A 15954-nucleotide genomic window follows, 5' to 3' on the forward strand; every position below is an offset into this window, starting at 1 on the left:
GCGGTAGGTTAAGATGAGAGCGGCGTGAGGCCTCCGCGGCGAAACGCGGCCGGCCTGTTTATTTCCCCGTCACCCCGCTTTTGCGCAGGATGACGGGGTCTTGTGTATCGGCGCCGTCAGTTCACGAGCGTCGCCTGTGAGGCAGCCGGCTCGGCGGGGCCGGGCCCTGCCTGGACCTGAGTGCCCGAAACGATCTTGCCCGCTTTGGTCTGGACATGGGCGCCCGGCATGACGGCCTGATAGTTGGAGATGACCACCGTATCGTCCGCCTTCAAACCCGAGCGCACGACGCGAAGGTCGCCGATCAGCGGTCCGGTTTCGACCGGCCTGCTGGCCACCGTTCCGTCCTTGCCCACGACCATCACGACCTTGCGGGTCTGGTCGGCACGGATCGCGGCGTCGGGCACCAGCATGGCCTTGACGGTGCCGCCGCTGGCAAGGCGCATGTTGCCGAACATGCCCGGCGTCAGGAATCCGTCGGCGTTGTCGAGGCTGGCGCGCACGCGGATCGTGCCCGAACGCGGGTCCAGCCCGTTGTCGGTGAAGTCCAGCCTGCCCTTCCAGCGATAGTCGGCCTCATCCTGCAAGCGAACCTCGACAGGGGCGGCATCCCGCTTTTCGGCCTTGTCGCGCTGGGTCTTGAGGAACAGCGATTCAGAGGCGTCGAAAGTGAAGTAGATCGGTGAAACGGCGTTGATCGTGGTCAGCAGCGTGGCCCCGGCGCCATTGTCGCCGGAGACGAGATTGCCTGAATCCACCCGGCGGTCGGACACACGGCCCGAGATCGGCGCGCGCACCGTGGCGAACTCCACGTCGAGGCTACGGGTGCGTACCCGTGCCTGGGCGCCGGCCAGTGCAGCCTCGGCGGCGCGCACACGGGCGCGGCGCTGATCCACTTCGCTGGCGGCCATCGCCTCGTCCCCGGTCAGCCCGGCAACGCGCGAATAGTCGGAACGGGCGAGGGCGAGATTGGCGCTGGCCGAGGCTGCATCCGCCTGCGCTTCGGCAAGGGCGGCGCGGTAGGGACGCTGGTCGACCACGAACAGCGCCTGTCCGGCCTGAACATAGTCGCCGTCCTTGAACAGGATCTGGGTAATCGCACCCGACACACGCGGGCGCACCTCGACCGTCTTGCTGGGGGCAAAACGGCCGACGTAATCGTCCCACTGCGTCACATCGCGCACCAACGGATGGGCGGTCTGGACGATGGTGGGCGGCGGCAACGCGGCGGCGGGCTCGGGCTGGAGGAACTTCCAGCCCAAGCCTGCGACCGCGACCAGCGCCAGCGCGCCGATCACGACCGGCATCCGGCGCGAGGACGAGCCGCGCTCGGTCCTTGCTTCGCTGTCCCGTGCGTATTCGGAGGGGATTTCAAGAGATGTGGCGAGATTCACGCGGCGAGCCTCCGGAAGGGCGCTTTCGAGCGCCCGATGATATCGATGACGGCACCGATCTTGGCATCGCTGTGACCGGCCGCGCGGGCCTCCTTCAGCGCCGAGACCGGCAGGGTATAGCCCTGGTGCCAGGCGTGAACCGCCAGGCGCCGCAGGGCTTCGAGCTGTTCGTTGGCCAGCATGGCCGAAGGCGGCGTCGGGCCGAGGATCAGCCGCGAAAGCCAGCCTCGCTTGCGCTGGGGGCGCAGGGTCGCAAGGCCGTCTTCCCGCGCGAGCGCGACGACGCGGTGTTCCAGCGCGGAGAGCGGCTGTGTCTCGGCGGTCGGGAGCGCCGGGACGGAAATTGCGATGGGCAGCGCCTGGTGTGCTGCATCGGCGAAATTGACGAAGGCCATGTCTCGTGCTCCTTCCTTGGAGTGCCCCGGCGCACGCCCCGGGACGGGGGAAGGGCGCACACCGGGGCTACTTCCGGCTCGGGGCAGCCGGAAGGGTTTCGGGTGCAGTCGACCGGCGCCGGACACGGGTGTCCAACCGGGCAACTGCCAGTTCTGCGTAATGTGGCCCCGCGACCCGCGTGGGTTTGGGCGCCATGACCGACCCGCGAGGGCCAGCTGGTTGCTGAGGGATTACCCGATACCGCGTCGGCGGCGAGTCGGGCACTGTGTTTCTATACCGAGTGGTATATATTCCATGCTGCGTTGCGTCAAGCGGCTTTCTGTACCGACCGGTAAATTAGGTCGCGCCAGCGCTTTTCAAGAGGTGAACGGCAGTTGAATGAAATTTTCGTGGGAGCCGTGGACGGCGGCGAGCCCTGCTTTACGCTGGGCAGCAATCTCGCACGTTCCAGCTTTCCCGAGAGCCAGCCTTAGCGGCTGGGCCACATCGACAGGAACGAGTCGACCGTACCTTGCAGCTCGGTGGGGCAAAGGCATCCCTGCGCCTTGACCGACATGCCTTGCAGGACAGTGGTCAGGCAGCCGGCCAACGCTTTTGCGTCGACGCTGCCGGGCAGGTCGCCTTCGCCCTGCGCACGCAGAAAGCGTTCGGCAATAGCCGCCTCTGTCGCGATGCGCCGGGCGATGACATGCTCGCGGATCGAATCGTCTTCCGTCGCGCAGGCGACCGTGCTGATGACGCCAAGGCAACCATGCGGATCGCTGGTGCCGCAGTGAGTGGCGACGGCGCCGTTGAGCAGACGCTCGGCCACGCCGCGGGCAGTGGGCGCATCGAGCGCCTTGCCGACATAGGCCAGCTTGTCGCGCTCATAAAGTTCCAGCGCCTTCTTGAAGAGCGCTTCCTTGTTGCCGAAACACGCATAGAGGCTGGGCTTGGTAATACCCATGGCCTCGGTGAGCTCCGCCATCGAGGCGCCTTCGTAGCCCCGGGTCCAGAATACGCGCAGAGCCGAAGCGAGCGCCTTGTCGGGATCGAATTCACGCGGTCGGCCCCGACTCGCGGTGGGGGCCGTAATGGGGGCCGAACATTTCATACCGAGCGGTATATAGGTAGGAGGGGCGGCTGCGTCCAGTGGCGCATCCCTCCCTATCCTTTTGATCGCGCTCGGGTAACGTGAACCTTCGTTGCGCTAACGGTGAACTTCCGTCGATCAACGGTGAACCTGACCTGTTTCATAGGAAGTATGGCCGGATTTTCACGGACATCAATCCGACGAAGTCCTATCTCCACAGGTCTCGCTGGATGCCATAGTATTTGCCGATGGAAACCGAATCAGTCGTCTCTGCACTGGGAGCGCTTGCTCAAGATACGCGTCTGGCGACGATCAATCTCCTCGTCCATTCCGGACCGGATGGGCTCCCTGCTGGCGAGATCGCCCGTTCCCTCGGTATCCCGAAAAACACATTGTCGAGCCACCTCAACATTTTGTCCGTCGGAGGCATTGTGACCTCCGAACGCCAGAGCCGACATATTGTCTATCGCATCAACAAAGCCGCTTTGCGGGATCTATCGGAATATCTCATCGCGCTCCACTCCGCTTAAACAACTCGAAGAGTCCTCGTCTCGATCGACGCTTGTCCGGTGGTTCCAACGGGCATCCGCACGCCCCATGGGTACGGCGGTGTGGCAGCCTGGTCATATTGGTAAACGATGAGGTCTGGCAGGTTGCGCTTGTCGTAGGAGCGCCCAAAGCGAAGCACTGAACTGTTCGTGGCAGAAAACACAAGGTGAACCAGTTTCACCTTCGTCCCGCAAAGCGCACGCACCGTGTCGAAAAACTGCTGCGCCAAAGCTACCTGCTTCTCGGAAGACCAGAACGATGCTGGATTTGGCTTGGGCATTTTCAAGTGAATCACGGGCAGGTCAGGGAACGTCTTGGCGATGGCGCCAGCGTCGACGTCATACGACATCGATACGGCAACAACAGCTTCTATCTCATCGGTAAGGGCATCCAGCCCGGAGACAATGAAGCGCTCCCCATCATCTGTGCCGTTCAACTCGCGCCAAGCTTCGGAGCCGCGATCCCAATCCATCAGCAGCACTTCAGACTCGTCATCGATCAGCACACCGGCGAGGAAGGTATATGGGACCGGTGCCATTCCAGCCGCTACAAGCGAGATGTCCGCCCGATCAAACCCTTCCTCTTGATGCCGTATCGATGTCGGCAGTTGGGTTATGTGACCCAACGCGATGCCAGGTTGGAGAATCGAACCATCGGCACCTTGTCGCAGGTTCACCAGCACCGATTGACGGCGACCTTTCAGGCGGCTGGGAACAGCCTTCGACAGCGGAGTTCCACTCGTATCACGGAGACCACGAAGTTCTATCGCCAGGACTTTCTTACGGCCTTCCCGGTGATGCTCGACATAAATCAGGATCAGTCCGGCGACCATCAGGACTATGCAGACGCTGAACATCGCCCAGAATGCTAATCCTGGAAGCCCGGAACTGCTGTCATAGGAGAAGGAGAAGCGACCATCTGGCGTAGGGAACCCGACCGAAATCGCAGCTCCGCCCATGATAGCCACCAGCAGACCTACACCCCAGCGAATGAGCGCCAAACCGGGAGATCGAAGGCGAAACATGTAGTTGATCAGCGACGTGATGAAGTGGTTGACGTGTTTCATTCGGATTTCGTCTCGATGATATTGGCGATGGGGCCAATCGGCTTCGGAAAGCCTTGGCGCTCGAAAATTGTCGCTGTCCCTGTCAAGCGCCACCATGACGTACGGACCACCAACAGGAGCGCAAATGGAATGTCCCGCTCACCGTTGACCAAGGTCTGCATGGATCTGATGTCCTCGCCGCTGGGAACCGGATGGTGGTTGGGATGGGAGTGCCACTCGCCAAGGTAGTTGAAACGCGAGTAGTCATGACCGGTTTTATCAAAGAACGCGGTCAGTTCCTCGTTATGATGCTCAACGGAGCGCACGAAATGCGCGGCGCTGCCCTGGGTAGGATCTACCGAGAACCCGACAATGCGAAATGCGCCGGGGTCGAGTTGCTCGGCCATCAAGATCCCGCCGATTTCACTGCGTCCAGCTCGTCGGACAACGTTGCGCATGCGGGATCGTTGTTCGGCGGGAAATTCAATCCGCACCCGCTTCAACCTTGTTAGGGAAAAACTCCGCCATCAGGGCGATCATCTCTTCCGGCGACTTGATCACCTCATCTGGACCCCAGACGCCCTCTTGCGCCAAATCTATCGGAAAGACCTCGAACGGGGCCGTGAATATCCACTCGGGAGCCAAGCCAATTGTGTAGGCAGAGCTGGGGAACAAGGTGTCCGCACGCACGAGCGTATCGATTGCCATCCGGGTCAGATGTGCAGCGATCACGCTGACATCGCCATCGTCGGCAACCATCACGTGCCCATCATGACCTTGATGTTCATAGCTACCAGCTCCCTTTCCGGTCCACTCGATGCCTTGCAATGCACACCATTCTACAACTTGGCGGCGAGCAGCATGAGGGACCGGGTCATGATCAGGCCGTAGTCGTACGACCATTCCACCGATCCCACCTTCGTAAATTTCACCCCAGATCATCGGAATCTTTTGGCGCTTCGCGACCGAGCCGCAAAGGTTGTAGCTTACGGGCTCGGCGGTCGCATCGATGATAAGGTCACACGATGCGATATGATCGAGCGTGACCTCAGTGAACGAACTGCTCTCTTGTCCGCCGAGAGCTTGCCGTCGTTCAATAACTTGCGTGTTGGCATTGACGTCAAGCAGTCGGATTCTCAGCGCATCGGGCTTATTTAGACCGACAGCTCGTGCATCCAGATCGTTGCGGACCAAGTTGCCAGGTGCAAGAATGTCGCCATCGACCAGGACGAATTTCCCAACCCCGACGCGCGCCAATGATGTGGCGACTTTCGAGCCGACTGAACCGCATCCGACAATCGCTACAGATTTCCCAGCCAACGAAGCATAGCTATCCGGTAGTCTGGGTGTGTCTGCGCCTGTTTCGACCGCACGATACTCAAAGGAGGTCGGACCATCAGACAAGTGCAGTATCGTCGACATCCGCATCATGCCCCGATGCATGATGATGATGAACAATTCCGACTTGTCGGTGTGCACAACCGTTAGCGCATCCGTAGCCCCAATGGTTTCTAGCATCGCGGTCAGCTCTTCAACGCTTGGGCACGTCGCTAGGGGGAAGTCATCGCTCAGGTGGACCGCAACAGCACACCGGGCGCGTTCATTCGATACCGGCGCGCCCTGTACCTGCCAGATTGGTGACTCAGTTGCGCCGAGGCGGCGAACACGCGCTAGCCAGAACTCACTGTGATTGTGTTCGCTGACCGCTGCTTCGACAGCTACATTCGGCTCCAATTGGGCAAATGCTTCTTTCAGGTCCGCTGGTACGGTGAAGCGCATCTTGGCAAATCGAACCGACTGCCCGACAGTCGATTGATGAGCGCTTGCCACACGAGCATGTACACCTGGAGCAGGACTTTCACCTAGCAACAGTCGGCGAGCGCTCTCGAGCATCATCGCGCCTGTAAACGCTGGTTCCCAGTTATCCGGCCGAAGCTCGAGGCACAATTCCCCGTTCGCATATTGGTGAATTGAGAGTCTACTTGCATCGGGCGCCAGGACTCGAGGGCAAGCGTCCGGGAAGTAATGTGGGTAGGCCAACGTCAAGGCAATAGGTTCACCATGAAGCAGGATCTCGAAATCCGCTATGAGATGAGCGTCGTTTTCCATTCGCCAGGAGACATTCTGCAGCCACTCGCTGCTTTGCTCCAAAGCATCAATGTCCGACCGTTCGCTTCGATACCGGTCGTGACGCTCAAGCCACCAAATCATGCAAACCCCGCCGGCTTGGTCGGCTTCCTTGCCGTGTTGCCGAATGAATGAGGCGCGTTTGCTGCAGCAGCCGCAGCAACGGCAGCCGTAGCGGGGCGAAGAAGGCCAGACGTCGTCGTCGTCCGTTCTTCAGCGCGCTTTGCCAATTCAGCGCCGAGATGCGGGCTCAAGGTATCCGTGATCCGCGTGCGTGTTACCTGCTGCGCAGCAGTGGCAAAGTCATGCCTCGCCTGCGCCAACCATTCATAGAACGCTCTTTCCCTCTCAGGGAAGGTCGCCCACTTGTCAGCGAAATTCTCCAACGGATCGCTGGGATTCTGAATGTACGCTTGGCCGTTAACCCGTTCGATGAACTGGTCCATGCGGCTCAAGATCGACAACAGCGCATCAGCTATCTGCTCTTCGCCATCATATGCGTGGCCTGCCAAGGTCGTGATGATGATCGAGATCGGACAGCAGTTAATCTCGTCATTGACGTACATGATGTCCCTGTGCCGCTTCAGGATCATGATGGCAGACTGAAGTGGCGTCCGGACCTTGTAGTCGGGAATGGATTCCACGCTTGCACGGATTGAGTCAGCCAGGATCTGCTTACGCCTACGCTGAATGACCTCCATCCGGGACTTGAACCAACGAAGGTATCCCTTCGGATTGGAGTGCGGCCAATCCTGGGTCACCAAATCATAGAGGTGATGCTCGTTGTCGGTGATGCCAATGGCTGGATCGGCCCATTGCGCATCAAGGAAGCGGGCTTCGAGGACCGCACGCATGGCTGCGCCATCAGGGAGTGCTGGGACAACGTCCATATGGAACTGCGCACCGTCAGCGTACCGCAGCGTCCAGCAGCGCCGTCGCTCCTCGAGCGGCTGGTGCATTCCCTTCGATACCCGATAGGCTTCAATTTCTCGTCCAACGAGAATCTTCAACTCGCGCTGGGTAAGTTGAGCCTTTGTCAGGTCCTTCAATTCGCACACCGCGTCGATGTCGTACTCGGCGTCTGCCTTGATCGGCTTGATGACCGTACCCAGTCCGAACGAGCCTTGAACATAGACGGCCGGCGAATACTGCGCGATCGTTGATGCGTCGCGATTCAACCAGTCTCCAAGTGAGTGGTAGCTGCGCTCCGCCTGTTCGTAACGAGCTTCACTGACCGCCAATTCGTCAGCAAGCGCTTCCAGATACTCCTGAGCCGTCGCAGTTGCTTTCGTAACCATGGGACCTCCTTGGCGACCGCCAATACAAGGGGTCACACTCGCGTTTGATGAGGCAAAGATTGAGCCTCGATCGTCGAGCGACAAGGTCATGGGGTCAATAAATAATCAAAAAAGGCACAGTTTTTTCAATAAATTGACCCTGCTTCTGGACAATGGTCCGTTTCGGGACTGCGGAGAAAATATTGGGGATACGTGGGCCGAATTCAAAGTGTCATATGGTCTCGCCATGGCCGGTAAAGCTTAGGCATAATCGTTATCACAACTTTTTTCAGATGATGTGCGACAGATTATATGCACACTTTTTTACGGGCCAAGAGGCCTTAAAGGGTGTCGGAAGCCTCGGCGCGCACCCCATTCGTGTAGTTGCCTGTCAGTTCAAGAACCGACTTTCAATCTGAACATCGAGCCCTTCTGCCAGCTCCGACGTAGGATCGTCGGCGATCAGCAGCAACGTTGCTCCCATCGGTTCGGAGACTAGCGCGGCTGCTACCGGCTCACTCGGGTCGAATCCTTCCCTGACGAGAGCGTTGCCAGCAGTGATGTCGCCAAAGCGACCTCGCACGTCCAGCGCAACTGCATCTTCGTTACGGGCAAGGATGGCGAGAAAGATCATGCACCGTCCGGAGTCAGTCGCTTCGGTGATGCTCACGGTAAAAAGCCGCAACGACTGTCGTGCCTCCCGATTACGAGGTCCGATTGTGCCGATCGGGTCTGAGGCAGGCGATCCAAGGAGCAGGGCATCGATCTGCCCTGGTTTGGTCATCGCACTCAGGCAGAGACCGTGAGCAATGATTGCGCGCTGATAATCAGGCCGATCCTGACAAGCATCTATAGCCGACCGCTCAGAGAAGAGAGGCTGGCGGGCATACATCCATTCTACCGGATCCATTCGCCTACTGTAGCTGAAGCGTTGACCAGTTTCTGCGGCGACCGAGATCAGTCGTGCCAACTGGCGCGCACTCAACGTGACCGGAGGGTCCTGCATCTGGTCGATGCCTAGCGGGTCAAGATAAGGTATCGCCATAAAGGGATCAGGTCGGACAGGTTCGTTACTGCATGAGAACATTCCAATACTCCAGAATCATGCGGACGCGCCCAAGACTCAATGCAACAATTGGGGCGGGCTGCGATCAGTTCGAAATGCACGCGAGGCTTCCTGCGACTCGTATATCAATAGTTCCATGATTCCAGAACTATTAATTTTCTCGACCGTGGTTTAACGCCAAGTCATTCTTATGGTCTCATCGATCCTTGATATGCAGGAACCTATTCCGCGGATGTGCAGTGGCAGAACACATGCTCGAATGGTTTTGAACCGTAGCGCCCATTTCGCTCCTGCAGTGTAGAGCTCTTGGTGCTTGCTACTTTGCAATGCAGAATCTTAACCTATCCCGGATCTACTAGAACACGTTATTGATAATAGACGATTTATCCCACAATTCTCAATAATGGGAAAATGTGGGATAAACTTTAGAATAAATCAGAAAGTAAAGACCTTTCGGTTGTTATGGTCTCTCCACACGCTAACCGGAATAGCCGAACTTTCTAACGATTGTGGCGGTGTGATCACCAGCACTGTGTTGCGGGTCTGCATTCAACCTGACGGCGGCCCGTCTCCGGGCTTGTCCCGTAGCCCTTAGCAACGGCGTCAATCGTGTCGACGTTTACAACAATTGCTTCTCGGAAATCGTCCTGGCTCGCTTTAATGAAGCCAAGATCGCCAATGCCAGCGTGAATGACATACATGCTGTCTGGCAACATCCCCAGCTCGCCACGCGGGACCGCTGGGTCAATGTCGGAACGTCGATCTGGCACTTTTGCCGCCAAGTCAGAAAAGTGCAAAGAGGATCCCGTCCTTGAGATACCATCGCATTTGGTTCTGTCGTTGGTGGGCTCCTGGTTGACCATCACCATCGTTCGACATCGGCTGCCGTCTGGCAGCGGACGTTGGCCAATGACCCATTCACGCTGTGCTTTGTCAGCTTGATCGAAACCGTCGTTCAAGATTTGCTACCGAGCCGCCCTGAGACAGTAAGTGGGATCACGATGTCAGCGGACTCGTGACAAGCTGCGGAAAGTGATCGACCAGCGCGGCCGATCCATCTCGGCAATGCTGTGCTCCCAATCGTAACGGGCAGGGCCACTAATGTGGTATCCCGCTCGTGGCTCGAGCGGCATAGTAGTTCTCGCAAAGCCATCCGCACGCTTACTGCGAAATCGCATAGTCGCTGGCGCACCTAACGAAATTCCGACGATGTGCTCGTACACCGGGCGATCTCGGTGCCAGCCGCTTCCAGCACCGGGATCGTACCGGATCAGCAGCGCCTGGATCAGGAGATCCGGATCAAGTCCGGCGAACTGCGCCGCACGATCGCGGAACGGCGCCAGCCAGTCGGGGATCGGCGGAGCCTCCATCGGCCGGCCGACCTCGAAGTCGTAACACCAGCCGAACGACGTCGTCAGCCGCTTGCCCGTCCAACCCTGGAAGCGGAACGGCGTCAGGTCGCTCTCGTCGATCCGGCGGATCAACATCTGCTCCTCCGCACGGTCGATGATATCTCGCCGCTCTGCCAGGCCCGGCAGCACTGGTGTGTCGAACAAGTCCAGCATCATGCCGCCTGGCACTCTGCGAAGATCGGTAGCTCCGTCTCGACCGCTTCATGCTCTGGCGCTGCTGCTTCCGCGAAGTTCGAGACCGTGACGCCGACCAGCCGGATACCCTTGGCCGGCGGGAGAACAGTGCGAACGAGATCTACAGCCGATCGCCGAAGGTTCTCCTGTGACACGATGACGCTGGGCTGGCTGCGGCTGCGGGTAATCTGCTGGAAGTCGCCATACTTGATCTTCACCGTGACGGTTCGACCGAATGCCTGCCGGGAATCACACCAAGCCCAGACGTCGTCCGCCATCTTGAGAATACCCGCCTCGATCTCGGTCGCGTCCGTCAGGTCACGGTCGAAGGTTGTCTCCGAGCCCGATGACTTGCGCACCCTGTTGGGATTGACCGGGCGATGATCGATGCCGCGCGCAATGGCGTAGTACCACTCGGCGGAGCTGCGAAAATGCTGCTGGAGGAATTCCAGCGACTTCGCCCTCAGATCCGCGCCGGTCTCGATACCCAAACCCTTCATCTTGTCGGCCGTGACCGGACCCACCCCGTGGAACCGGCTTACAGGCAAGGTCTCCACCCATGCTGCCCCCATGTCCGGGGTGACCGCGAACTGCCCGTTCGGCTTGCGATGATCCGACGCCAGCTTGGCCAGGAACTTGTTGTACGAGATGCCCGCCGAAGCCGTCAGCCCGGTCTCTTCCAGGATCGCTGCGCGGATCGCCTTAGCCGTCTTCCATGCGGTCTCGATGCCAGCTTTGTTCGCCGTCACGTCGAGGTAGGCCTCGTCGAGCGAGAGCGGCTGGATCAGATCGGTGTAGCGCGCAAAGACCTCATGAATCTGGCGCGACACTTCCTTGTAGACCTCGAATCGAGGCGGCACGAAGATCAGTTCGGGACAGCGCCGGCGGGCCGTCACCGAGGGGAGCGCCGACTTCACGCCGAACTTGCGCGCCTCGTAGCTGGCGGCAGCGACCACGCCACGGGCCGCACCATGACCGACGGCCACCGGCTTCCCGCGAAGGGAAGGATTATCGCGCTGCTCCACGGAAGCGAAGAAGGCATCCATATCCACGTGAATGATCTTGCGGATGACTGAGTCGGTCATAGGCGCAGACTATCATCAAAAGAACATATTGAGAACATCAATCTGAACGGCGGTCACCCATCATTGCTGGCCTGCGCTTTCTGGTACAATCGCTCGGTTTGGCGTATGATCGCTGGCATAACCGCCAGCCCAAGACCTCGGAGGAAGGGCACATGATCATCACCCTCTCCGATCTTCTCAAGGGCATACGCGAGCGCAAAGCCGCGTTGGGCATCATCGATACCCCAGAACGCACAGATGCCATGCGAAACAGAGGATCGCAGCGGACCCAGCGCAAGCGCGCCATGCTTGCTCGCATCGAGGACCGGGCGCGTGAGAACGGCGTCCCACCCCTCGAGGCGCGCTTCTGAGGATCTACACTTGGCCGCTCTCCAGTGGTCAGTGAGCCTGTTAGTTCAGCCTGCGTCGTAAGCCGCCCGCGCGGCGATCACGTCATCTCGCCGATCGACGGCGAAGTCCGCCAATGCATTCATCGGCGTCAGCACATCGTGTCCGAGTTCTGTGAGGCGATATTCGACCTGCACAACCGAACCAGGCAGGACAGTCCGGTCGACGTAGCCATCGCGCTCGAGCCCACGTAGCGTCGAGGTCAACATCTTCTGGGTTATAACGTCGATCTCACGGCGCAGCGCATTGAATGTCCACGGCCGCTGCGAGAGCAGCACCATCACGAGGATCGACCACTTGTTGCCGATCTGACCGAGGACGTCGCCGACCGTACGGCAAGCTTCCGATGGGATATCGCGATGACCCAGTTTCATCAAAGTGCCTTCTTGTCGCCCGGCATGACGCCGGACATGACCAGTACCCATTAGGTACTGGTTAGGAAATCCAATGGCAAACAACAACGACATAACCCTCGTCACCGGCGGCTCCGGCTACCTCGGTGGCTGGGCCATTGCCCAGCTCTTGAGCGAGGGCCATCACGTGCGCGTGACTCTTCGCAATTTGGATCGCGTAGATGCCGTGCGAGCCGACATCGCCAGCGTTGTCCCGGATACTTCCCGTCTGGAATTCGTTGCCGCCGACCTTCTGAGCAACGCCGGCTGGGGAGTTGCGATGGAAGGCGTGCGCCAGGTCGCGCATGTGGCGTAACCTGTGATGGACCGTCCCGGCGTCGATACTATCGCGACGGCGGTTGAAGGCACCATGCGCGTGCTCGCCGCTGCCACGCAGGCTGGCGTCGAGCGAGTGGTCATCACTTCGTCGGTCGTTGCGGCACGTCCGTCCGACAAGACGACCGGCGCCTAAGACGAGAACGACTGGACCGACATCGAAGCGCCCGACACGAACACGTACACGAAGTCCAAGACGCTGGCCGAGCGTGCGGCGTGGCAGTTCGCACGCAGCAACGCCAATGGACCGCGTATAGCAACGGTTCTCCCGAGTTTCATTCAAGGCCTGACGTTGGGGACCAACGCCAGCGCCAGCCTCGAGCTCATCCGTCAGATGCTCGATGGGCACATGCCTGCCGCGCCGCGTCTGGGCTTTGCGATCGTCGATGTGCGTGATCTGGCAAAGCTGCACGTTCGTGCTCTGAATGATGAGGCTGCGATGGGCGAACGTTGGATCGCGAGCGCAGATTTCCTGTGGCTCACGGACATCTCAGCGGTGCTTCGCGCTGAGTTCGGCGATGCTGCAGCCAAAGCCCCAACCGACACGCTGCCGGATGAAGTCTTCCGCGAGGCCGTGGCGGATACCGAGATGGAGGCTTTGACCCCAGATCTGGGGCGAGAAAGCGTCTTCTCCTCTGCGAAGGCAAAGCAGCTGCTGAACTGGGAGCCACGCTCCGCCAGCGAGGCTGTGCTTGCGACTGGCGCCAGCATGCTTGGCGTTGCCTGAAATACCTACTCCCACACGTCGCAGAATCGTAGGCAGCTGATGCCGCTGCTGGACCTCCAAACGGGTCCAGCAGCGCCAGCCAGCAAATCGGCTCGTTCAGCTACCGTCGCTTCGCAGTCTTACCGCCGTCATCCGGGGTCTCGAACACCCAGTTAAGGTAAGCCGCGATGCGAACGCCAGCCATCTTCAACCGCTGGTCGATCTCTCCGCGGTGCTGGTACGCATAGTCGTACGACAGGGCTGGGTTTGCCGGATAGATCGTCTTTCGCAGCGCGATGCTCTCGTGCATCCAGACCTGGAGATCGCGCACGCTCCATGTCACCACCTCTTCCGGCGTGGTAGCGCGCTCAAGCCAGTGAGCATACTCGGAGTACGACAGCTGGCGCTGCTCGATCATGCTGGAGTCCCAGACGGTGTGGAGGTTGGTCGGCTTCCCGAACCACGTCACCTTCACGTCGTTGCCGCCTCTGTCGGTGCCCCCGCCAGCATGGAGCGGCTGATGCAGGTCGCCGATGATGTGGACGATGAAGCGCAGTGCCAGGCGCTTGTCGTCGGCCGAGGCTTTAGAATCGCGCAGGGTCGCGGTGAAGCGCTTGAGGGCGGCGTCTGCGTCGCCCTCCTTTGGCTCGTCCGACGCCTGATAGTCATCGCCGGCGACGGTCACGTAGTGCCAGGGCGATGCAGTCTTCTGCCAGAATTCGGACGGGTCGGAGCGCATATCATCCGGCCAGGTCGCAGCTTCGGCCAGATCCTCATTGCCCAGCAAGATCTCGACGTTGGCGCGGGCCACGCCGCTGAGATTGTCCTGGGCGATCGCGCCGGTGATCCGATGGCCGATGGCGCCCCAAGCCATAGCTGGCGTCGAATGGGCGGCTGATACGAGCAGTGCGGCGGCGAGTGCGTAACGCATTGGGGGGCTTTCCTTGACCTGATCGGATGTCGAGCAGCCTCTATCCATGGCTACGTTCGATGGCGATCCTATTTCGTTCCCGCAGAAACAGCGCTCGCAGAATCTGATCCACCTGCCATCGACCAATGATCGCCTCAGCTGGCTCAGTGATTTGCCCAGACGCGAGTAAATCGCGACTGGACGCGCAATTTTCACCGTTATGGATGACGCGGACGTCGCCCTAGGGTGAGTAGCCCCTAGTTTTTGAGTAGCCCCTAGTTTTCTAGACGCCTTCTGCTTTCAAAATCTGCTGCCGTTCGAACTGGGCGGGTGACAGCATCCCGTTTCTGACCTGCTTGCGCACCGGGTTGTAGAACATCTCGATGTAGTCGAACACATCCTGCCGGGCTTCCTCGCGTGTTTTGTAGGTCCGGCGCCGGATGCGCTCTCGCTTGAGCGAGGAGAAGAAGCTCTCGGCGACAGCGTTGTCATGGCAGTTGCCGCGCCGGCTCATCGAATGCTCAAGATTGTGAGCCCGGATGAAGGCAGCCCAGTCCATGCTGGTGAACTGCGAGCCCTGATCCGAATGGATCAGCACCCGCTGCTTCGGCTCGCGCCGCCATACCGCCATGTGCAGCGCTTGCAGCACCGCATCGGTGGTCTGCCTGCTCTGCATCGACCACCCCACCACGCGGCGGGAATAGAGATCAATCACAACGGCCAGATAAGCAAAGCCCTCTAGGGTGCGGATGTAGGTGATGTCGGTCACCCAGGCCCTGTCGGGGGCAGCGACGTCGAACTGCCGGTCCAGAGTATTGTCGACCGCCAGGGATGGCTTGCCGCCATAGCTCCCCGGCCGACGCTTGTAGCCGATCTGCGCCTTGATACCTGCCAGCCTGGTCAACCGGGCAACACGGTTCGGGCAGCAGGTCTCGCCCTGATCCAGCAGGTCGTCGTGCAACTTGCGGTAGCCATAGACTTTGCCGCTGTCGTTCCAGGCTTGCCGGATCAACTTCGTCTGCCGAACATCTTCCCGGGCCCGTTGGCTCAGCGGGTTCTTCTGCCAGGCATAGAAGCCGCTGGGCTGGATGCGCAGGCACCGACACATCGATCGAACCCGGAACTGGTCACGATGCTCGGCAACAAATGCGTATCTCACTTTGCATCCCTGGCGAAATACGCGGTGGCTTTTTTTAGTATATCGCGCTCCTCGGTCACCCGGGCCAGCTCGCGCTTCAACTGGCGGATCTCGGCATCCTTGCTGGCATCGCCAGACACCACCTTCGCCAATTGCCGCTTCCATGCGTACAGCGAATGCTGACTGACGCCGAGCCGTTCAGAAACCTCCGCTACCGGATACCCGCGCTCGGTGATCTGGGCCACCGCATCACGCTTGAACTCATCGCTGAAATTGGGCTTCCCCATCGTCGTCTCCTGTCCTCAAAATTAGGATAGAAGGCGTCCAGAAATCTAGGGGCTACTCAGTCACGCTGTCTGGTTCACCCAGAGACATCGTGGACTGGGAGCTGGGCTTACGTTCAAATCCTCCGATCACGTCTCTTCAGGCATCGCGTAAACGCTTCGGAATCGAACTTCCCCTTCCAATTTTCGACGAAAAGGGATGGA

Annotated in this window: 19 protein-coding genes; 5 read left to right on the forward strand and 14 right to left on the reverse strand. The window is 59.7% G+C overall.

The features are described 5' to 3' along the window. Window positions 1–116: 116 nt before the first annotated feature. The 3 genes from V474_RS08280 to V474_RS08290 all read right to left on the reverse strand — a co-directional run bounded on the left by V474_RS08280 (window position 117) and on the right by V474_RS08290 (window position 2883). The gene (locus V474_RS08280; RefSeq protein ID WP_059151049.1) at window positions 117–1394 is read right to left on the reverse strand and encodes an efflux RND transporter periplasmic adaptor subunit; all 1278 of its coding nucleotides are present in this window, start codon (window positions 1392–1394) and stop codon (window positions 117–119) included. Further along, on the reverse strand, window positions 1391–1789 hold the full coding sequence (locus V474_RS08285; protein ID WP_059151050.1) for a hypothetical protein: 399 nt from the start codon (window positions 1787–1789) through the stop codon (window positions 1391–1393). Before V474_RS08285 ends, V474_RS08280 begins: the two co-directional genes overlap by 4 nt. Window positions 1790–2259: 470 nt before the next feature. Continuing rightward, complete coding sequence (locus V474_RS08290; RefSeq protein ID WP_059151051.1) at window positions 2260–2883, reverse strand: TetR/AcrR family transcriptional regulator; 624 nt, start codon at window positions 2881–2883, stop codon at window positions 2260–2262. Window positions 2884–3110: 227 nt separating this feature from the next. Between V474_RS08290 and V474_RS24880 the strand changes: the two genes are divergently transcribed. Continuing rightward, a complete protein-coding gene (locus tag V474_RS24880) occupies window positions 3111–3392 on the forward strand; it encodes an ArsR/SmtB family transcription factor (protein ID WP_082699667.1) in 282 nt (93 codons plus the stop codon). On the opposite strand, the gene V474_RS08300 is transcribed toward V474_RS24880, so the two are convergent. The 8 genes from V474_RS08300 to dinB all read right to left on the reverse strand — a co-directional run bounded on the left by V474_RS08300 (window position 3389) and on the right by dinB (window position 11597). Then, window positions 3389–4477 (reverse strand): SAVED domain-containing protein, encoded by a 1089-nt coding sequence (locus V474_RS08300; protein WP_059151053.1) that lies wholly within the window; start codon window positions 4475–4477, stop codon window positions 3389–3391. The genes V474_RS24880 and V474_RS08300 overlap by 4 nt on opposite strands. After that, entirely contained in the window at window positions 4474–4950 is a 477-nt protein-coding gene (locus tag V474_RS08305) for a Mov34/MPN/PAD-1 family protein (RefSeq protein ID WP_059151054.1), read from the reverse strand. Before V474_RS08305 ends, V474_RS08300 begins: the two co-directional genes overlap by 4 nt. Beyond that, window positions 4940–6667 carry a ThiF family adenylyltransferase gene (locus tag V474_RS08310; protein ID WP_059151055.1) on the reverse strand — a complete coding sequence of 576 codons (1728 nt, stop codon included), beginning with the start codon at window positions 6665–6667 and terminating at the stop codon, window positions 4940–4942. Before V474_RS08310 ends, V474_RS08305 begins: the two co-directional genes overlap by 11 nt. Beyond that, entirely contained in the window at window positions 6664–7881 is a 1218-nt protein-coding gene (locus V474_RS08315) for a nucleotidyltransferase domain-containing protein (protein WP_059151056.1), read from the reverse strand. Before V474_RS08315 ends, V474_RS08310 begins: the two co-directional genes overlap by 4 nt. Window positions 7882–8251: 370 nt before the next feature. Continuing rightward, complete coding sequence (locus V474_RS08320) at window positions 8252–8866, reverse strand: hypothetical protein (protein WP_169795039.1); 615 nt, start codon at window positions 8864–8866, stop codon at window positions 8252–8254. 581 nt (window positions 8867–9447) lie between these two features. Then, window positions 9448–9885 (reverse strand): hypothetical protein, encoded by a 438-nt coding sequence (locus V474_RS25525; protein ID WP_148649326.1) that lies wholly within the window; start codon window positions 9883–9885, stop codon window positions 9448–9450. 45 nt (window positions 9886–9930) lie between these two features. Further along, on the reverse strand, window positions 9931–10494 hold the full coding sequence (locus V474_RS08330; protein ID WP_059151059.1) for an alpha-ketoglutarate-dependent dioxygenase AlkB: 564 nt from the start codon (window positions 10492–10494) through the stop codon (window positions 9931–9933). Then, complete coding sequence (dinB, locus tag V474_RS08335) at window positions 10491–11597, reverse strand: DNA polymerase IV (protein ID WP_059151060.1); 1107 nt, start codon at window positions 11595–11597, stop codon at window positions 10491–10493. Before dinB ends, V474_RS08330 begins: the two co-directional genes overlap by 4 nt. 152 nt (window positions 11598–11749) lie before the next feature. Between dinB and V474_RS08340 the strand changes: the two genes are divergently transcribed. Next, complete coding sequence (locus tag V474_RS08340; RefSeq protein WP_059151061.1) at window positions 11750–11947, forward strand: hypothetical protein; 198 nt, start codon at window positions 11750–11752, stop codon at window positions 11945–11947. Window positions 11948–11992: 45 nt separating this feature from the next. Here V474_RS08340 and V474_RS08345 read toward each other — a convergent pair whose 3' ends face one another. Continuing rightward, on the reverse strand, window positions 11993–12358 hold the full coding sequence (locus tag V474_RS08345) for a winged helix-turn-helix transcriptional regulator (RefSeq protein ID WP_059151062.1): 366 nt from the start codon (window positions 12356–12358) through the stop codon (window positions 11993–11995). A 73-nt stretch (window positions 12359–12431) separates the two neighbouring features. Here V474_RS08345 and V474_RS08350 point away from each other — a divergent pair, with 73 nt between their 5' ends. From V474_RS08350 to V474_RS08355, 3 genes are all read left to right on the forward strand, one after another. Further along, entirely contained in the window at window positions 12432–12692 is a 261-nt protein-coding gene (locus V474_RS08350; protein ID WP_059151063.1) for an NAD-dependent epimerase/dehydratase family protein, read from the forward strand. 6 nt (window positions 12693–12698) lie between these two features. Beyond that, window positions 12699–12848: a hypothetical protein gene (locus V474_RS25530; protein WP_148649327.1), complete on the forward strand. Its 150-nt coding sequence runs from the start codon at window positions 12699–12701 to the stop codon at window positions 12846–12848. A gap of 156 nt (window positions 12849–13004) precedes the next feature. Beyond that, on the forward strand, window positions 13005–13439 hold the full coding sequence (locus V474_RS08355) for a Rossmann-fold NAD(P)-binding domain-containing protein (protein WP_059151064.1): 435 nt from the start codon (window positions 13005–13007) through the stop codon (window positions 13437–13439). Between the two features lie 100 nt (window positions 13440–13539). Here the strand turns inward: V474_RS08355 and V474_RS08360 are convergent, their stop codons facing one another. Both V474_RS08360 and V474_RS08365 read right to left on the reverse strand, forming a co-directional pair. Then, the gene (locus tag V474_RS08360) at window positions 13540–14349 is read right to left on the reverse strand and encodes a S1/P1 nuclease (protein WP_059151065.1); all 810 of its coding nucleotides are present in this window, start codon (window positions 14347–14349) and stop codon (window positions 13540–13542) included. A 262-nt stretch (window positions 14350–14611) separates the two neighbouring features. Further along, a protein-coding gene (locus V474_RS08365) for an IS3 family transposase (protein ID WP_148649328.1) occupies window positions 14612–15753 on the reverse strand; the annotation gives its coding sequence in 2 pieces (ribosomal slippage) (window positions 14612–15513 and window positions 15513–15753; 1143 coding nt in all). Between the last annotated feature and the right edge of the window lie 201 nt (window positions 15754–15954).

The sequence above is a fragment of the Novosphingobium barchaimii LL02 genome, assembly GCF_001046635.1.
Taxonomy (GTDB): Bacteria; Pseudomonadota; Alphaproteobacteria; order Sphingomonadales; family Sphingomonadaceae; genus Novosphingobium; species Novosphingobium barchaimii.